Here is a 17,140-nt window from a genome sequence, read left to right as displayed (position 1 = left end):
TCCTGCTCCAGTTGGTAAACCTGTTCCTTGAGTTTGTACTGCTATTTCCCAAGCTGTTTCTGTACCACCTAATGTCCATGATAAGTTAGCTGTTGTAGAAGTAGAACTAATAAAAGTTAAATTATCTGGGTTAGGACAAGTGGCATTGTATATAGCGACATTATCTATTAACCAATACCAAGCCCAAGAATCTGCATCATTATATACAAAACGAACTTGCATTGCTGGATTAGAAAAGGCTGTAATATTAATATGTTGCTCATCTGGAGCATTAAAAGCACCAATATCTGCTGTTTGCGTTAAAACTGCAACCCAAGCTGCTCCATCCCAAACCTCTACAACTGCAGTATCTGTACCAATATTATTGTAGAACTGATCGAAATCTAAAAAAATTTCTGTTGCTCCATTAGTATCGAATGCAGGAGAAGTTAAGGTTTCTATAAGTAATGTACCATTTCCATTGGCATCACTATCTACAATGGCAACATTGGTGCCATCTAAACTGTTTGCGCCTCCTTGCTGTCCTGAAACCCATGAATCTCCTGTCGCTCCACCAGCATCAGTTACTGTCCAAGTTGCTGGGATGTCTGCATCAAAATTTTCTGTTAAATACGTTTGCGCGTTGGTATTAAGACCTATTAATAGAGTCAACAAAACCAATAAAGATGTGATTTTTCTCATTGTTGCTAATTTTCAATTCGTTTAATTAATTTACTAAACTAAATAAAAAAATAATTTAAATATCTATTAGCTTAATATTATAGACTAAATACTAATATCAACGTTTAAAAACTTAATATGAGAAATGTTTCTTAATTTGTTAAAATTTAAAAGAGAAATCAGCTTTTAAGGTGCAGGGTTAGGAATTACATTATGAATCTCATTTATACTATTTAAAATAGCTTCATTTAAATCAAGATTTATACTATCAATATTTTCTTTGAGTTGCACTAAATTTGTAGCTCCAATAATGTTACTAGTTACAAATTCTCTTTGATTTACAAAAGCTAAAGACATTTGTGCTAAGGACATATTATTTGCTTCAGCTAAATCTAAATATTTTTTAGTTGCTTTTGTCGCTTGTTCACTACTATACCTTGCAAATCTTGGAAATAACTTTAGTCTCGAATCTTCGGTAGCCGTATTATTTATATACTTTCCTGAGAGCACACCAAATGCCATCGGAGAATACACTAATAAACCAATATTTTCTCTCATAGATATTTCTGCCATATCACCTTCGTATACACGATTTATAAGTGAGTAAGCATTTTGAATGGTTAGCGGTCTTGGCAGTTTATTTTTTCTTGATTCTTCAAGATAGCGCATAGTTCCCCAAGCTTTTTCATTAGACAAGCCTATGTTACGAACTTTACCTTCCTTGATTACTTCATTCAAGCTCTCTAAAACTTCTTTAAAATTATCTTGCCAGACATCCTTTGGACTGTGTTGATAATCTCTAACGCCAAAAGTATTTGTAGTTCTTTCTGGCCAGTGTAATTGAAATAAATCTATGTAGTCTGTTTGTAATCTAATTAATTCATTGTTTACTGCATCTTTAATACTTTGTTTACTAAAACCTGTAGTTCGAATATGTGCTGTATAGTCTCCTCCTCCTGCAATTTTTGACGCTAAAATCACTTTATCTCTTTTTCCTGTTTTTTTAAGCCACGTTCCAATAATTTTACTAGTCGCTCCTTGTGTTTCTTTTGTTGCAGGAACTGGATACAACTCTGCTGTATCAATAAAATTTACACCTTGATCTAATGCATAATCTAATTGTAAATGACTTTGAGCTTCTGTGTTTTGATTTCCCCAAGTCATAGAGCCTAGACAAATTTTACTTACTTTTATATCTGTATTTGGTAGTGTTGTATATTTCATGAAAAATGGATCTTAAATTTTTTATAAATATAAAAAGACCTTTCAACGTTTTACATGAAGAAAGGTCTAAATATTTGTTAATTATTAATGATTTAATTATCGCCTAACAACTTTGAAATCTCATCAAGCTTGGGTGTTAGTATAACCTCAATACGTCTGTTTTTGGCTTTCCCTTCAGCGGAATCATTACCAGCAATTGGCGAAAATTCTCCTCTACCTGCTGCAGTAAGATTTTCTGGATTAATACTTTCATTCTCTTGTAAAATTTCTACTATTGTTGTCGCTCTTTTTGTAGATAAATCCCAATTTCCTTTAATTTGTGCTGTTCCTGTGTAAGGCGCATTATCTGTATGACCTTCTATCAAAACAGCTATTTCAGGGTTTTCACCTAATACGATTCCTAATTGTTTTACTGCCTTCTTACCTTCCACACCAACTGCCCAGCTTCCGGAGTTAAATAACAATTTGTTCTCCATAGATACGTAAACTTTTCCATTTCTTTGTTCTACTGTTAACCCTTTTCCTTCAAAATCTGTTAATGCATTTGAAATTGCGTTTTTTAGATTTGTCATTGCTGCATCTTTAGCTGCAATTACATTTTCTAACTCTGCAACTCTATTGGATCTTACTTCTAATTCCTTTTTTAAATTTTCTAATCTATCGTTTTCTGAGGCTAATGCTTGTTCTTTAGCTTCCAATTGTGCTAATAACTCACGATTCTTTTTTGAATTGGCAGCAATAGCCGAAGAGCTGTTAGCCTCTAGAGCTTCATAAGAGTTTTTTAGATTCTCATGCTCATTCAACAATGCTTCATATTGGCCTTTTAAAATATATTTATCATCTACAGCTGCATCATAATTATCACTAGCTTGTTTTAACTCATTATCTGCTTTGTTTTTTTCTTTCAATAAAGCATCATATTCATCCTGTAAACTCCTATTCTCCTTTTTTAAGGTGGCGTATTTATCTTCTAAATTTTTATAGACTTTTGGAGAAACACATGATGTTAACGTTGCTAATAATATGGCCGTAACTATAAATTTATTTTTCATTTTTAGTTTTTTTAATTTTCTAATTCAAGTAATATAGGACAATGGTCGCTATGTTTTGCTTCAGTAAGTATAACGGCTCTTTTTATTTTATCTTGTAGTGGTTTTGTTACCATTGCATAATCTAAACGCCATCCTTTATTATTTGCCCTTGAGTTTGCTCGATAACTCCACCAACTATACTCTACGCGTTCTGGATTTAAATAACGAAAAGAATCTAATAGACCACTTTCAATAAAATCGGCAAGCCATTCTCTTTCAACAGGTAAGAAACCTGAAACATTTTTCATTTTAGGATTATGAATATCTATTGCTTCATGACAAATATTATAATCTCCACAAACTACAAGATTTGGAATCGTTACTTTTAAATCGTTTATATAGTTTTGAATTTCTGCCATATAATTCAGCTTAAACTCTAATCTATCCATATTTGTACCAGATGGCAAATACATACTCATTAATGAAACATCATCATAATCTGCACGAATATTTCGTCCTTCAAAATCCATAGTTTCTATTCCTGTTCCATATTCCACATGGTTTGGCTCTATTTTACTTAAAATAGCAACACCACTATATCCTTTTTTTTGCGCACTATACCAATAGTTAAATTTGTAACCTGCTTCCTCAAAAAGCGATAAATCTAACTGTTCTTCCATGGCCTTAATTTCTTGCAAACATACCACATCTGCATTGCTACTAATTAGCCAATCTATAAAGCCTTTTTTTATTGCAGCACGTATTCCATTCACGTTGTAAGAGATGATTTTCATAATTTGTATTTGTAATTTCTGCAAAAATAAATAATGCGTTACTTTTACAACATTAAATAACATTTAAATTAAACACAAACTATTAACAAAATAATTCGTTATGTTTTTAGTTTAAGTACTATATGAAGTTTACAATAACTCTTTTTGTTTTTTTCTTCGGAATTGTTTCGCATGCTCAAGAGCGTAGCACAAATTTGAAACAAAAAACAGTAACTGTAAATAAAACCATTGTAATAGATAGTGTAAGTATTAACCCAAATTTATTTTCAATAAAACGAAAAGATAACTCTGTAATTGATACTACCTTTTATTCTGTAGATTTCTCAAAATCTATTTTAACTTTTAAAAAAAATATCCAAGAAGATTCAATTGTTATAAATTACCTTAAATATCCAGAGTATTTAACAAAAACTTACCAGCAATTTGATGAAGCTATTATTGTTGAAAACAACAATAAAACAAATAAACTTTATAGAATAAAGCAATCTAACACAGGCGATATTTTTACTCCTTTTGATGGACTAACCACCAGTGGAAGTATATCTAGAGGAGTAACCATTGGTAACAACCAAAACTCTGTACTAAATAGTGAATTAGACCTCCAAATTACAGGAAAACTTAACGATAATGTATCGCTTCGTGCTTCTATTCAAGATGCAAATATTCCTTTACAAGAAAGTGGTTACTCTCAAAGATTAGATGAATTTGATCAAGTTTTTGTTGAAATTTTTAGTGACAGATGGAATATTAGAGCTGGTGATGTAGACTTAGAAAACAAAGACTCTTACTTTGCAGAGTATTCTAAACGCGTTCAAGGACTATCGTTAAAAGCAAGATTAGGAGATGAGGATAATGAGACTAACCTTTTTGCAGCAGGAGCTTTGGTGCGTGGACAATTTACAACTAGCCAGTTTACAGCACAAGAAGGAAACCAAGGTCCTTATAAGTTACAAGGCCAAAATGGTGAGTTATTTGTGCTTATAGTATCAGGGAGTGAAATTGTTTATGTTAATGGAATTATAGTTGAAAGAGGTGAAAACGAAGATTATATTATAGACTATAATGCTGGTGAGATTGTTTTTAATTCAACATTTCCAATAACAAGTGAGATGAGAATTACTGTAGACTACCAGTTTAGCGATAGAAATTACTCGCGTTTGGTTGCTTATGCAGGAGGAAGCTATAGTTCTGAAAAATTAAAAATTGGAGCTTCTGTTTATTCTGAAAACGATGCTAAAAACAATCCATTACAGCAAAACTTATCTCCCGAACAAGTAGGCATTCTTGGTGAAGCTGGTGATAATAGAGCTCAAATGGTAGCACCTTCAAGTATAGAAGAGGCCTTTAACGAAAATAGAATTCTCTATAAAAAAGAAATTATTAATGGAGAGGAAACCTTTGTCTTCTCTAATAATCCAGACGACACTCTTTTTAGTGTTCGTTTTACTAATGTTGGCGCTAATTTAGGTGATTATATAATTAGTAATATTAATGCTATAAATACCATTTATGAGTATGTTGCACCAGTTTTAGGCGTTAAGCAAGGTAACTTTGAACCTATTGTACAATTAGTGGCTCCTGTAAAACTCCAAATAGCAGTTGTTAATGGTAGTTATATACCAACGGAGAAAACAGCAATAACTTTTGAATTAGCTGGAAGTAAAAATGACTTAAACTTATTTTCTAGTTTAAACGATAATGATAATAATGGCTTTGCTGCAAAAATAAACGTAAAACAATCTCTTATTAAACAGGGTAGTTTGTGGAATTTGGATGCTTTTGTAGATACAGATTTTATTCAACAAGAATTTAGGAATATTCAAGGTTTATATAATCCAGAATTTAATAGAGACTGGAATATTAATGCAACTACCACTAATGGACTAAACTCTAACTTTGGTGATCAAGTTTTATTTATTGCAGGAACAAAAGCGTTTCATAATAAAAAAGGGACTGCTAATTATTTATTTGAGCATCTTGGCTTTTCAGAAAATTTTTCAGGAAATAAACATACTGTAAATGCTAGGCTGTTTTTAAACAATAAACTATCTTTTTCTACAAACACAAGTATACTAAACAGTAATGCTACATTAGCAACTTCTACTTTCCTGCGCACAAATAATAGAGCACGTTATAGTTTTTCTAAAAGTTGGGCTGGTGGTGGATTTTCTGCAGAGAACAACGAGCAAAAAGAAGTGGTTACAAATAACTTTACCGATTTAAGTCAGCGCTTTAAAGCCTACGAGATTTTTACAGGAGTTGGAGACAGCACAGGTGTTTTTGCAGAAATTGGCTATAAATATAGAGTTAACGATAGTTTAAGAAATAACAATTTACAACGTGTAAATAAATCTAACACCTACTATCTAAACTATCGAATTATTAAAAACGAACGTACCAATTTATCACTATACGCTAATTATAGAACCCTAAACAATACAGATGAAGATTTAGAAGACGAGCAGTCTTTAAACTCTAGGTTGACTTATAGTCAACAATTTTTTAATAATATAATAAATTGGAATACGGTTTTCGAGACTAATTCTGGAACCTTAGCACAACAAGATTTTACATATGTGGAAGTTGAACCAGGACAAGGAGCGTACACTTGGATAGATTATAATGGCAATGGTATTCAAGAATTAGAAGAATTTGAAATTGCTCAATTTCAAGATCAAGGACAGTATATAAGAGTCCTGCTACCTAATCAAGTTTTTATAAAAACACATCAAAATAGACTAAGCCAATCGATTACATTAAATCCAGGAACTTGGGTAAACGAAGAGAGGAAAAGCAAAAAATTTTGGTCTCATTTTTATAACCAAAGTAGTTATTTATTAGACCGTAAAATTAAACGAGAAGGCAATGCTTTTAATATTAATCCTTTTAAAAATGATGAAGAAACAGAGTTAGGGTTGCAACTTAATTTTAGAAATGTACTCTTTTACAATCGTGGAAAACAAAAGTATACCACTTCTTATACTTACTTAAATAACCAAACTAGAAATGTATTAACAGTAGGTTTTATTGCTAACAGTTTAAGTAGTCATCAATTAAATTTCAATCATAAATTTGCTACAAGCTGGCTTATTAATATGCTAACAGGTTTAGATAAAAATGAAAGCGAAAGCGAAAATTTTGTGACTAAAAATTTTAAAATAAACGAAGAACGCTTCAATCCAAAATTGTCTTATTTACTAAGTGATAATATTCGTTTCGATCTATTTTATCAATACACAAATAAAGAAAATACTATTGGTGATTTTGAGACCTTAAACCAGCAAAAATACGGATTCTCTTTTGCGTTTACCAAAAACGTGAAATCTGCTATATCTGGTGAATTAAACATCTTTTCCAATTCGTTTACAGGAAATGCTAACTCTCCTGTTGGCTACCAAATGTTAGAAGGTTTACAACCAGGAAAAAACTTAACTTGGAGTGTATTAGCACAGCAAAAAATAACTAAATTTTTAGATTTAAATCTTACTTATTTTGGTCGAAAAACAGAGACCAGCAAAACTATTCACACTGGAAATGTGCAATTAAAAGCTTATTTTTAAGCAGATTGTAACACTTGTTACCTACTAGTGTTTTAAAATTTGTAAATTTGACACTTAATGAGTAAATTAATTGTCATATCGTATTTTTTTTTGATTCTTTTTCAAAGTTTCAATATAACTTCTGAGGATATTTCAAAATTTAGCACTTTGGTATGAAGACGTACAGTTTTAAGTAAGTAAAATCTTTAAACTGTATTATATTGCTACTCTATTTGTGAAAGCAATTAAATAAAAATAGCCATAAAAAAATATTAATAATATCTGCAATATTGTTTAGTGTTATAACTGTAATTGCACAAGAAACCACAAAGGAGGAAAACACGCCTGTAAACTTTAACGAATTAAAAGTTAATGGTTTATACCTGGTTTTTGGTGCTTTAGAAGTTACTTTTGAACTTACTTTAACCGAAGAATCTGGAGTTGGTGTATCGCTTTTTGTACCAATAGACGAAGAGATAAATGAAGACATCAATTTCTATATCTCGCCTTACTATAGAATATATTTTGGAGATAAATATGCATCAGGATTTTTTGTTGAAGGCTTTTGTTTATTAAGTTCTATTAAGAGGTATGAAACTTCTTTTTTAACTGGTCCAGATCCAATATTTGTTACCGAAGAAAAAAACACAACCGATTTTGCTTTAGGTATTGGTCTTGGTGGAAAGTGGGTAACTAGTAGTAGTTTTATTGGTGAACTAAATGGAGGTATAGGTAGAAATTTGTTTAATGGTAACGAGAATGGCGATGATTTAGTTGGGAAAATTGGAGTTACTGTTGGTTATGGGTTTTAAAAAAAAGTCTTCAAATAAAAAAAACGCTCGGTTATTAAATAATCGAGCGTTTTTTATTATGATGTTATCTCACTAAAAAGGAATTTGTTATTACATCTTAATTAACCAAGTTTTTACATCAACCTCCTTCTTGATAATGTCTCTTAAATCTTCAATTTTAACACGAGATTGCTCCATGGTGTCTCTATGTCTAATAGTTACTGTATTATCTTCTAAAGTGTCGTGATCTACTGTTATACAAAAAGGTGTTCCGTTTGCATCTTGCCTTCTATAACGTCTACCTACTGCGTCTTTTTCGTCGTAAGCTATATTAAAATCCCATTTTAAATCGTCTACAATTTTTTGTGCAATATCTGGTAAACCATCCTTTTTAACCAATGGTAAAACGGCTGCTTTAAAAGGTGCTAAAACTGCTGGTAATTTTAAAACGGTTCTAGTTGTATTATTATCTAATTCTTCTTCTTCTAAGGCATTAGAAAACACTGCTAAAAACATACGATCTAAACCAATAGAGGTTTCTAAAACGTATGGTGTGTAGTTAGCATTGTCTTCATGATCGAAATATTGTAATTTCTTTCCTGAAGCTTCTTCGTGTGCTTTTAAATCGAAATCTGTACGCGAGTGTATGCCTTCTAGTTCTTTAAAACCAAATGGAAATTTAAACTCAATATCTGTTGCTGCATCTGCATAATGAGCTAATTTTTCATGGTCATGAAAACGATAATTATCATCTCCTAAACCTAAAGAATTATGCCATTTCATTCTGGTTTCTTTCCAGTAATTAAACCATTCTTTTTGTGTGCCTGGTTTTATAAAAAATTGCATTTCCATTTGCTCAAACTCACGCATTCTAAAAATAAATTGTCTGGCAACAATTTCGTTTCTAAAGGCTTTTCATGTTTGTGCAATGCCAAAAGGAATTTTCATTCGACCAGTTTTCTGTACGTTTAAAAAGTTTACAAAAATACCTTGTGCAGTTTCTGGTCTTAAATACAAGTCCATAGCACTTTCTGCACTAGCACCTAATTTAGTACCAAACATTAAATTAAACTGCTTAACTTCTGTCCAGTTTCTACTTCCTGTTAATGGGTCTGCTATTTCTAATTCTTCTATTAACGCTTTTACATCTACTAAATCTTCTGCTTCAAGAGATTTTCCTAAACGTTTTAAAATAGTATTTATTTTTTCTTGATTTGCTAAAACTCTTCCGTTAGTTGCTAAAAACTCTTCTTTATTAAAGACGTCTCCAAAACGTTTTTCGGCTTTTTTGACTTCTTTTTCTATTTTGGTTTCAATTTTAGCGCAATAATCTTCAACTAGAACATCTGCTCTGTAGCGTTTTTTAGAATCTTTATTATCTATTAATGGATCGCTAAACGCATCTACGTGACCAGAGGCTTTCCATGTCTTTGGATGCATAAATATAGCAGCATCTAAACCTACAATATTATCATGCATTTGCACCATGGCTTTCCACCAATAGTCTCGAATATTCTTTTTTAATTCCACACCATTTTGTGCGTAATCGTAAACTGCACTTAGTCCATCGTAAATTTCACTACTCTGGAATACGTAACCATACTCTTTTGCGTGAGAGATTACTTTTTTAAATTTGTCCTCTTGATTTGCCATAGTTCGCAAAGATAAAACATAAATAAAAGTGTGCAACCAAAAACGTTTAGTCTTTTTGGCAAGTATAGATAAATGCTGGAGGAATGTTTAAAGACTCGAAACTTAAAGATATTTTACCTTTAAAAGTCTCTTTTAAATTAGAATAATAGGTTAAGCTATATTGGTATTGAAAAAAACAACCTTTAGATTTTAAACAATTATAAGCATTATTCAAAATAGATGTTGTAATTGTTTTTGGCATATTTGTTAATGGAAGACTTGAAATAATATAATCTGCGTTTTCAAAATTGTGTGCTTTAATTACTTCTATTACAGTATCTGCAGATTGCTTTACAACAACTAACCTATTATCGTCTATTTTTAAAAGTGCATTGTAAAAATTATCGTTTATTTCAAAAATTATAAGTTTTGCATCTGGCTGTAAAGAGTTTAATATATTGTTAGTTATTATACCATTTCCTGGTCCAAATTCTACTATTAATTTTGCTGTTTTAAAATCTACACCTTTCAATAGTTTAGAAACCAAAAATCTTGAGCTTGGAAATAAAGTTCCAGATGTTCTAATGTTTTTTAGCGATTCTTTTAAAAAATTTATTTTATTCAAAAAACAAGTGGTTTAAAAAATTTTAAACGAATATAAGATTATTATTTCTTCTATTTTAAATTCTATTTTAAATTCTATTTAAATTTAGAAAATGTATATAAAAAACAAATACTTAACGTATTTTAGAAGGTAAATGCTTAAAGCGCTTTTAAATATATTCTTCCCAAAGGTTTGTTTAACGTGTCAATTACAACTTATTGATAACGAAAAATACTTGTGTACAACTTGCAGACATAAGCTTCCATTAACTAATTATCATTTAGATAAAAGTAATTTTATATCTAAACTGTTTTTTGGAAGAGCTAAAATTGAAAATGGTACTGCTTTACTTCATTTTGAAAAAAAAAGCATCACACAACAATTAATCCATCAACTAAAATATAGAGAGCAACAACAAATTGGTAGTTTTTTAGGTGCTTGGTTAGGTACAGAATTAAGCCATTGTGTAGATTATACAACTATAGATATTGTAATTCCTGTACCATTACATAAAAAGAAACTAAAAAGTAGAGGTTACAATCAAGTCTCTAAATTTGGTAAAGAAATAGCTAAAAGTCTTAAGGTAGAATATATGGATGATGTATTAATAAAAGTAACAAATACTTCTTCTCAAGTTACAAAAAATAGATTTTCACGTTGGACTGGTAAAAACGATTTATTTGCTCTAGCTAATACACACAAAATTGCAGGAAAACATATTCTGCTAGTAGACGATATTATAACTACAGGAGCCACTTTAGAGGCTTGTATACAAGAATTAGTAAAAGCCGAAAATATAAAAATTAGTATTGCCACCATAGCAATAGCTTGATTTGTAGTTTGCTAATTATGTTCTGTGTGTTAAATTCTTTATAAATAGACTGTTTAATACCTTTCTATTTATGTTACTTTACAAATATGTTGTTATTTTGCGAACAATTAATTAGAAGCATGCAAAACAAGTTTTATAATACTTTATTTTTTATTGCAATAGCACTTATTATTGCTAGTTGTGCCAATAGAGGCTCTCCTAGTGGTGGAGAAAAAGATGTTTTACCACCGGTAATTTTAAAATCTGTTCCAGAAAATTATACCACAAATTTTAAAGGAGACGAAATTAGAATTTACTTTGATGAGTATATTAAAACAAAAAATCTTAGTAGGCAATTGGTAATTTCTCCTCCAATGAATACACAGCCAAATATTACACCTTTAGGTTCTGCAAGTAAACACATTACCATTAAAATTTTCGATACGCTACAACCAAACACCACTTATGCTTTTAATTTTGGAAATAGTATTGTAGATAATAACGAAGAAAACCCTTTTAAATATTTCAGATATGTTTTCTCTACTGGAGATTTTATAGATTCTCTTTCTGTAAAAGGAGGTATTAAGGACGCTTTAAGATTTGATGTAGACGATTTTGTTTCTGTAGGATTATATGAACTAGACTCGACCTATACAGATTCTTTAATTTACAAAACCCAACCCAATTATATCACCAATACGTTGGATAGCACTACAAATTTTAGAATAGAAAATGTAAAAGCTGGTAAATACATGCTTCGTGCTTTAAAGGATAATAATAGCGATAATAAGTTTCAGCAAAAGACAGAAAAAATAGCGTTTTACGAAACACCTATTACACTTCCTCAAGATACCTCTAAAACTTTTGAGCTGGAGTTATTTGCCGAAGAACCTAATTATAGAGCTTCAAAACCAAGTTTAGTTGCTGGAGAAAAAATTATTTTTGGATATGAAGGCGATTATAAAAACACCAAAATAGAACTCTTCTCTAAGGTTACAGATAGCTTTAAAGGACGCTATTATAAAAATAATAAAACCGATTCTCTTTACTATTTCTATAATCCACGATTAAAGGTCGACTCTCTTATTTTTAAAATCACTAACCAAAAAGTAGTAGATACTTTTACTGTTAGAATAAAAGATAAAGAACGTGATTCTTTAGTTGTAAACTCGAGTCCTAAAGGTAATATTGGTATTGAAAAAGACCTATATTTATCTGCAAATATTCCATTTGAAAACATTGATAAAACAAAAATATCTATTAGAGATAAAGATTCTTCGTTAGTAGCCTTTAAAACAGAATACGATAGTTTAAAAAACAGTTATGCTTTTAAGTTTAAAAAAACTCAAGACAACCAATATAGAATACAAATGCTTCCAAACGCATTAACAGATTTGTTTGAAAACACAAACGACACGCTTAATTATAGCCTAAAAACACAAACAGAATATCAGTTTTTTAATTCTAGAATTATACTTGAAAATGCAAAATATCCTGTTATTGTTCAACTTACAGATTCTAATTTTGAAGTCATGGCAGAACAATACATAGATAAACCACAACCTGTGGATTTTAGATTTCTAGAGCCTAAAAAATTCTATTTACGTGTTATTTACGATAGTAATAAAAACGGAAAATACGATACTGGAGATTACCTAAAAGGTATACAACCAGAACGTGTTAGTTATCATCCAGATATAATAGAAGGAACGGCAGGATTCGATGAAGTTACAATGCTTATACTGTTAGACTAAAAGTATCTCTGTCGTTTAAAAAGCCTAAATGTTTTCGTTTTTTTTCTATGTGAGTTTTAGTAAGTGTTACTATTTCTACAGACTCTTTATTGGTATTTTCTAAAGTGAGTTTTCCACCTAAAACATCGTAAACAGCAGAATGTCCTGGATATTCATAATTATTAGCATCTAGTCCTACTCTATTTACACCTATACAATAACTCATGTTTTCTATAGCTCTAGCTTTTAATAAGGTGTCCCAAGCTGCTATTCTTGGCTTTGGCCAGTTTGCAACATAAAGCAAAACATCGTAATTTTCTGTGTTTCTTGCCCAAACTGGAAAGCGAAGATCGTAGCATATTTGCGGACAAATTTTCCAGCCTTTGTACTCTATTATTACTTTTTCTGTTCCAGAAGTATAGACTTTATCTTCACCTGCTAAAGAAAATCCATGCCTTTTATTGTATTGTGATATTTGCCCATTTGGAGAAACAAAAAGTAATCGATTATAAAAGTTGTTGTTTTCTGCAATAACAATACTTCCAACAATTGCAGCGTTTTTTCTTTTTGATACAGAAATCATCCAATGTACAGTTTCACCATTAAGAGTTTCAGCAACAGTTTCTGGGTTAATTGTAAAACCAGAAGTGAACATTTCTGGAAGAATTATTAAATCTACAGATTGTGAAATAGATTCTATCTTTCTATTAAGATTAACTCTATTTTGGAAAGGATTCTCCCAAACCAAATTAGATTGTATTATTACTATTTTTAAATCCTCTTGCATATTATAATCAAGAGACACTAAATCAATTAATTTCTGGTCGCTTTTAAAATTAGGAAAACCTTGAGACATATTAATAGCATTGTGCTTGTTCGAAAATGCGCTCATTACCGAAAAAATAGTAGTACCAACATTTAGCAATTTAGATTGGTGTTTCATGTGTTAATTTTAATGTTTTTTAATGGTCACGCACTTCTATATTATGCAAGTTTGATGTTCTAAATATAGCTAGAAAATTAATGAAGATTTAGTCTTCAATAAATTTGATTCATTTTAACAACATTTAGCACTCATTTTTTTATATTTGATACTATTCTTGAAAAAACTCAAAACTATTATGAAATACTTAAAATTTATTGTCTTTTTTATTACTATTAACGTTTCTGCACAACAAGGTGGTATGTGGATACCTTCTCTATTAGAAGGCATGAACGAGGAAGAAATGACAAATCTAGGAAGTAAATTATCTGCTAAAGATATTTACGATGTTAATAATTCTAGCCTTAAAGATGCCATTGGCCACTTTAATGGTGGTTGTACTAGTGAAATAATAAGTGATCAAGGTTTAATTTTAACAAACCATCATTGTGGTTTTGGCCAAATTCAATCACATTCATCTTTAGAAAATGATTATTTAAAAGATGGTTTTTGGGCAAAGAATCTTGAAAATGAATTGCCAAATGAAGGGTTATATATAGAGTTTATAGTTAGAATTGAAGACGTAACAGCTCAAGTTTTAGCTAATGTAAACGATACAATGAAAGAAAAAGAGAAGCAATCTCAAATTAGTAAAAACAGTAATGCTGTTGAAGGCTCAACTACAAAAGAAGCATGGCAAGACACAAAAGTGAAGTCTTTTTACAACGGTAATCAGTACTTTTTATTTGTTACAGAACGTTTTGAAGATATTCGTTTAGTTGGTGCACCACCAACAAGTATTGGTAAATTTGGTAGCGATACAGATAATTGGGTTTTCCCAAGACATACAGGAGATTTTTCTATGTTTCGTATTTATGCCGACGAAAACAACAGACCTGCAAAATATAGTAAAGACAATAAGCCATACAAACCAAAGCACTTTTTACCAATATCTTTAGATGGTGTAGAAGAAGGTGATTTTACGCTTGTTTTTGGTTTTCCTGGAACTACAAGCGAGTATTTACCTGCTGTAGCAATCGAGCATATTACAAAAGAGTTTAATCCTACAAACATTGCTATTCGTGAAGCTGCATTAAAAGTAATAGATGCAAAAATGAAAACTAGCGATGATGTAAGAATTAAATACGCGTCTAAACAAGCACGTATTGCAAACGCCTGGAAAAAATGGATAGGAGAAAACCTTGGAATAGATAAAAGTGATGCTGTTGCAAAAAGACGTGATTTTGAAGCCTCTTTTACTAAAGCTTTAAAAGAAAATAACTTGGTTGATAAATATGGAAGTATTTTACCACAATTTGATGCGCTTTACAAAGATTTTGCTCCAATAAATATTAAACGCAGAAACTTTATTGAAGTCTTTTTAGTGACTAATGAGTTAATGCAAATGACGTTTAGAGCGTACCAAATGGAACAAGCAATCACTGCAAATCCAGATAATTTAGATGGAGCAAAGCAACGTTTAATCGGCACTCTTAATGGAATTCACAAAAACTATGATGTAACAGTAGATAGAGGTGTTTTTAGTAATGTGATGCCTTTTTACAACAAAAATACAGATGCTACTATTTACGATTACACAGCATTTACAAATCTAGATTCTGCTTTACAATTATTAGATGGTAATGCAACAGAAGTACTTAAAAAACTTAATGAAGATGCTGCATACAGTTATGCAAAACCAATGATTGAGGAGTTTTTTAATTCTATAAATGCAGAGTACATAAATAAAAACGAACCTATTACAGCTTTACAAACAAAATACATGACTGCCTTAATGGAAGCATTACCAAATGCACGTTATTTTCCAGATGCTAATAGTACACTTCGTGTTACTTATGGCCAAGTTAGAGGTTATGAGCCTAGAGACGCTGTGTATTATAATCCTGTAAGTTATCTTGATGGTGCAATTGAAAAATTTGTTCCAGGAGATTACGAGTTTGATGTACCAAAAAAATTAATTGAGCTTTACGAAGCTAAAGATTACGGACAATATGCAGACAAAAACGGAAAAGTACCTGTTTGCTTTTTAGGTACAAACCACACTACAGGAGGAAACTCTGGAAGTCCAGCAATTGATGCGCATGGAAACTTAGTTGGATTAAACTTTGACCGTGTTTGGGAAGGTACAATGAGCGACATGAACTACGATCCAGAAATTTGCCGAAACATAATGGTAGATGCACGTTATGTATTGTTTATTGTAGATAAATTTGCTGGTGCAACTCGTTTGATTGATGAGATGAAATTGGTGCATCCTAAGAAGAAGTAAATAAAAAACTCTATTCGACCTAAAAGGCTTTTATAAATGAATGAATGACAAATTAATATTAGTACTAATTTTTTTAGTTTATTTCTCTCTTGTATTTTATCATATGTGGCTTTTGTCTAAGGAGAGAAAAGAAGAAAACAAAATACTTTTAAAAAAATTCTGGAAATTTTTAAAGTACCGTTTTCTATTATTAATTGTCACAGTTACAATATTTGCAACTCTAAGTCATACAAACTATTTAGACTATGAAAAGCCAATTACTTTTGATAAGTTTGACACTATTACATTTGAAAATTTTAGAGGCATAGAGTTTCTTAAAAAATCTTTATATAGAAATGAGAGATTTGCTTATGTTGTAACAACAATTAAAGCAGATATTAATAAAAACTCCGTTACTGTAGAATCTTTATTTCATCCTTCTCGCTCCTCTGTTTACAATAAACAAATAGTAAAGGACTGTTAAAACATGAAAAATACCACTTCAAAATCACAGAGCTTTTTGCTAGAAAAGCAAAAGAAAAAATATCCAAATTAAATAGCTTTGATAAAGTTAAAATTGGCAAGATAATTACTGAAACAAATGAAATGGAAAGAAGTTTCCAATATAAATATTATAATCCGTCAAACCAAAGTGGACTGTTTAGTGTAAAATTCTAGTATATAGTTTTTGTTAATTTTAACCTTTTAAATTTAATAAAAATGGAAGAAAAAACAAGTGCAATAAAGTTCATAAAAGAACTAAAAAGGAAAACCCGAAAGCGTTATAACTCTAAGGAAAAAATAGCAGTTGTATTGGCTGGGTTTAAACAAGAGGATTCTATTGCTCAGATTTGCAGGAATCATGGGATAACCCCTGCAACATACTACAAGTGAAGTAAGGACTTTATGGAAGCTGGAAAACATAGATTGTAAGGAGATACTTTGAGAGAGGCAAATACTTCAGAGGTGAAAGCACTAAAGAGAGAAAATGAAGTAAGTTCTGGAATAAAATACCCGATAAACTAATTGATAAAACGGTTAAAGTTGCATTAGAAAGACCTGAATTATCTCCAAGAGAGTTAGCGGCACACATCACAGATCAGAGAGGATATTTCATCTCTGAGTCTTCT

General features: G+C 30.8%; 12 protein-coding genes and 1 pseudogene. 6 read left to right on the top strand and 7 right to left on the bottom strand.

Features of this window, described 5'->3' with window-relative positions:
• From QNK89_RS07610 to QNK89_RS07595, 4 genes are all read right to left on the bottom strand, one after another.
• On the bottom strand, positions 1–681 hold a 681-nt coding region (locus QNK89_RS07610), incomplete at its 3' end, for a choice-of-anchor J domain-containing protein (RefSeq protein ID WP_340170414.1).
• A gap of 165 nt (positions 682–846) precedes the next feature.
• The gene (locus QNK89_RS07605) at positions 847–1,884 is read right to left on the bottom strand and encodes an aldo/keto reductase (protein ID WP_340170413.1); all 1,038 of its coding nucleotides are present in this window, start codon (positions 1,882–1,884) and stop codon (positions 847–849) included.
• A gap of 92 nt (positions 1,885–1,976) precedes the next feature.
• Positions 1,977–2,936, bottom strand: coding sequence for an OmpA family protein (locus QNK89_RS07600; RefSeq protein WP_340170412.1), 960 nt, complete (start codon positions 2,934–2,936; stop codon positions 1,977–1,979).
• 11 nt (positions 2,937–2,947) lie between these two features.
• The gene (locus QNK89_RS07595; RefSeq protein ID WP_340170411.1) at positions 2,948–3,709 is read right to left on the bottom strand and encodes an exodeoxyribonuclease III; all 762 of its coding nucleotides are present in this window, start codon (positions 3,707–3,709) and stop codon (positions 2,948–2,950) included.
• A 122-nt stretch (positions 3,710–3,831) separates the two neighbouring features.
• Here QNK89_RS07595 and QNK89_RS07590 point away from each other — a divergent pair, with 122 nt between their 5' ends.
• Together QNK89_RS07590 and QNK89_RS07585 are read left to right on the top strand one after the other, a co-directional pair.
• Entirely contained in the window at positions 3,832–7,269 is a 3,438-nt protein-coding gene (locus tag QNK89_RS07590) for a hypothetical protein (protein WP_340170410.1), read from the top strand.
• 269 nt (positions 7,270–7,538) lie between these two features.
• Complete coding sequence (locus QNK89_RS07585) at positions 7,539–8,060, top strand: DUF3575 domain-containing protein (RefSeq protein ID WP_340170409.1); 522 nt, start codon at positions 7,539–7,541, stop codon at positions 8,058–8,060.
• A gap of 90 nt (positions 8,061–8,150) precedes the next feature.
• Here QNK89_RS07585 and QNK89_RS07580 read toward each other — a convergent pair.
• Positions 8,151–9,692, bottom strand: a pseudogene (locus QNK89_RS07580) (glycine--tRNA ligase).
• Positions 9,693–9,738: 46 nt separating this feature from the next.
• Positions 9,739–10,296 (bottom strand): methyltransferase, encoded by a 558-nt coding sequence (locus QNK89_RS07575; RefSeq protein ID WP_340170408.1) that lies wholly within the window; start codon positions 10,294–10,296, stop codon positions 9,739–9,741.
• Positions 10,297–10,429: 133 nt separating this feature from the next.
• Between QNK89_RS07575 and QNK89_RS07570 the strand changes: the two genes are divergently transcribed.
• A complete protein-coding gene (locus tag QNK89_RS07570) occupies positions 10,430–11,107 on the top strand; it encodes a phosphoribosyltransferase family protein (protein ID WP_340170407.1) in 678 nt (225 codons plus the stop codon).
• Positions 11,108–11,193: 86 nt separating this feature from the next.
• Positions 11,194–12,840 carry an Ig-like domain-containing protein gene (locus QNK89_RS07565; RefSeq protein WP_340170406.1) on the top strand — a complete coding sequence of 549 codons (1,647 nt, stop codon included), beginning with the start codon at positions 11,194–11,196 and terminating at the stop codon, positions 12,838–12,840.
• Here the strand turns inward: QNK89_RS07565 and QNK89_RS07560 are convergent.
• A complete protein-coding gene (locus tag QNK89_RS07560; protein WP_340170415.1) occupies positions 12,824–13,606 on the bottom strand; it encodes a nitrilase family protein in 783 nt (260 codons plus the stop codon). The genes QNK89_RS07565 and QNK89_RS07560 overlap by 17 nt on opposite strands.
• 334 nt (positions 13,607–13,940) lie before the next feature.
• On the opposite strand from QNK89_RS07560, the gene QNK89_RS07555 reads away from it, so the two are divergent.
• A complete protein-coding gene (locus tag QNK89_RS07555) occupies positions 13,941–16,031 on the top strand; it encodes a S46 family peptidase (RefSeq protein ID WP_340170405.1) in 2,091 nt (696 codons plus the stop codon).
• A gap of 112 nt (positions 16,032–16,143) precedes the next feature.
• Positions 16,144–16,494 carry a hypothetical protein gene (locus QNK89_RS07550; RefSeq protein ID WP_340170404.1) on the top strand — a complete coding sequence of 117 codons (351 nt, stop codon included), beginning with the start codon at positions 16,144–16,146 and terminating at the stop codon, positions 16,492–16,494.
• Positions 16,495–17,140 lie beyond the last annotated feature (646 nt).

It is taken from the genome of Lacinutrix sp., assembly GCF_037625555.1.
Taxonomy (GTDB): domain Bacteria; phylum Bacteroidota; class Bacteroidia; order Flavobacteriales; family Flavobacteriaceae; genus Lacinutrix.
Note: the sequence above shows the minus strand (reverse complement) of the source record. Positions and strands in the feature narration are given on the sequence as shown.

Bases quoted from the DNA above. Each gene is read 5' to 3' on its own strand.
- QNK89_RS07605 (WP_340170413.1), bottom strand. From the start codon at position 1,884: ATGAAATATACAACACTACCAAATACAGATATAAAAGTAAGTAAAATT.
- QNK89_RS07600 (WP_340170412.1), bottom strand. From the start codon at position 2,936: ATGAAAAATAAATTTATAGTTACGGCCATATTATTAGCAACGTTAACA.
- QNK89_RS07595 (WP_340170411.1), bottom strand. From the start codon at position 3,709: ATGAAAATCATCTCTTACAACGTGAATGGAATACGTGCTGCAATAAAA.
- QNK89_RS07590 (WP_340170410.1), top strand. From the start codon at position 3,832: ATGAAGTTTACAATAACTCTTTTTGTTTTTTTCTTCGGAATTGTTTCG.
- QNK89_RS07570 (WP_340170407.1), top strand. From the start codon at position 10,430: ATGCTTAAAGCGCTTTTAAATATATTCTTCCCAAAGGTTTGTTTAACG.
- QNK89_RS07565 (WP_340170406.1), top strand. From the start codon at position 11,194: ATGTTGTTATTTTGCGAACAATTAATTAGAAGCATGCAAAACAAGTTT.
- QNK89_RS07560 (WP_340170415.1), bottom strand. From the start codon at position 13,606: ATGCAAGAGGATTTAAAAATAGTAATAATACAATCTAATTTGGTTTGG.
- QNK89_RS07555 (WP_340170405.1), top strand. From the start codon at position 13,941: ATGAAATACTTAAAATTTATTGTCTTTTTTATTACTATTAACGTTTCT.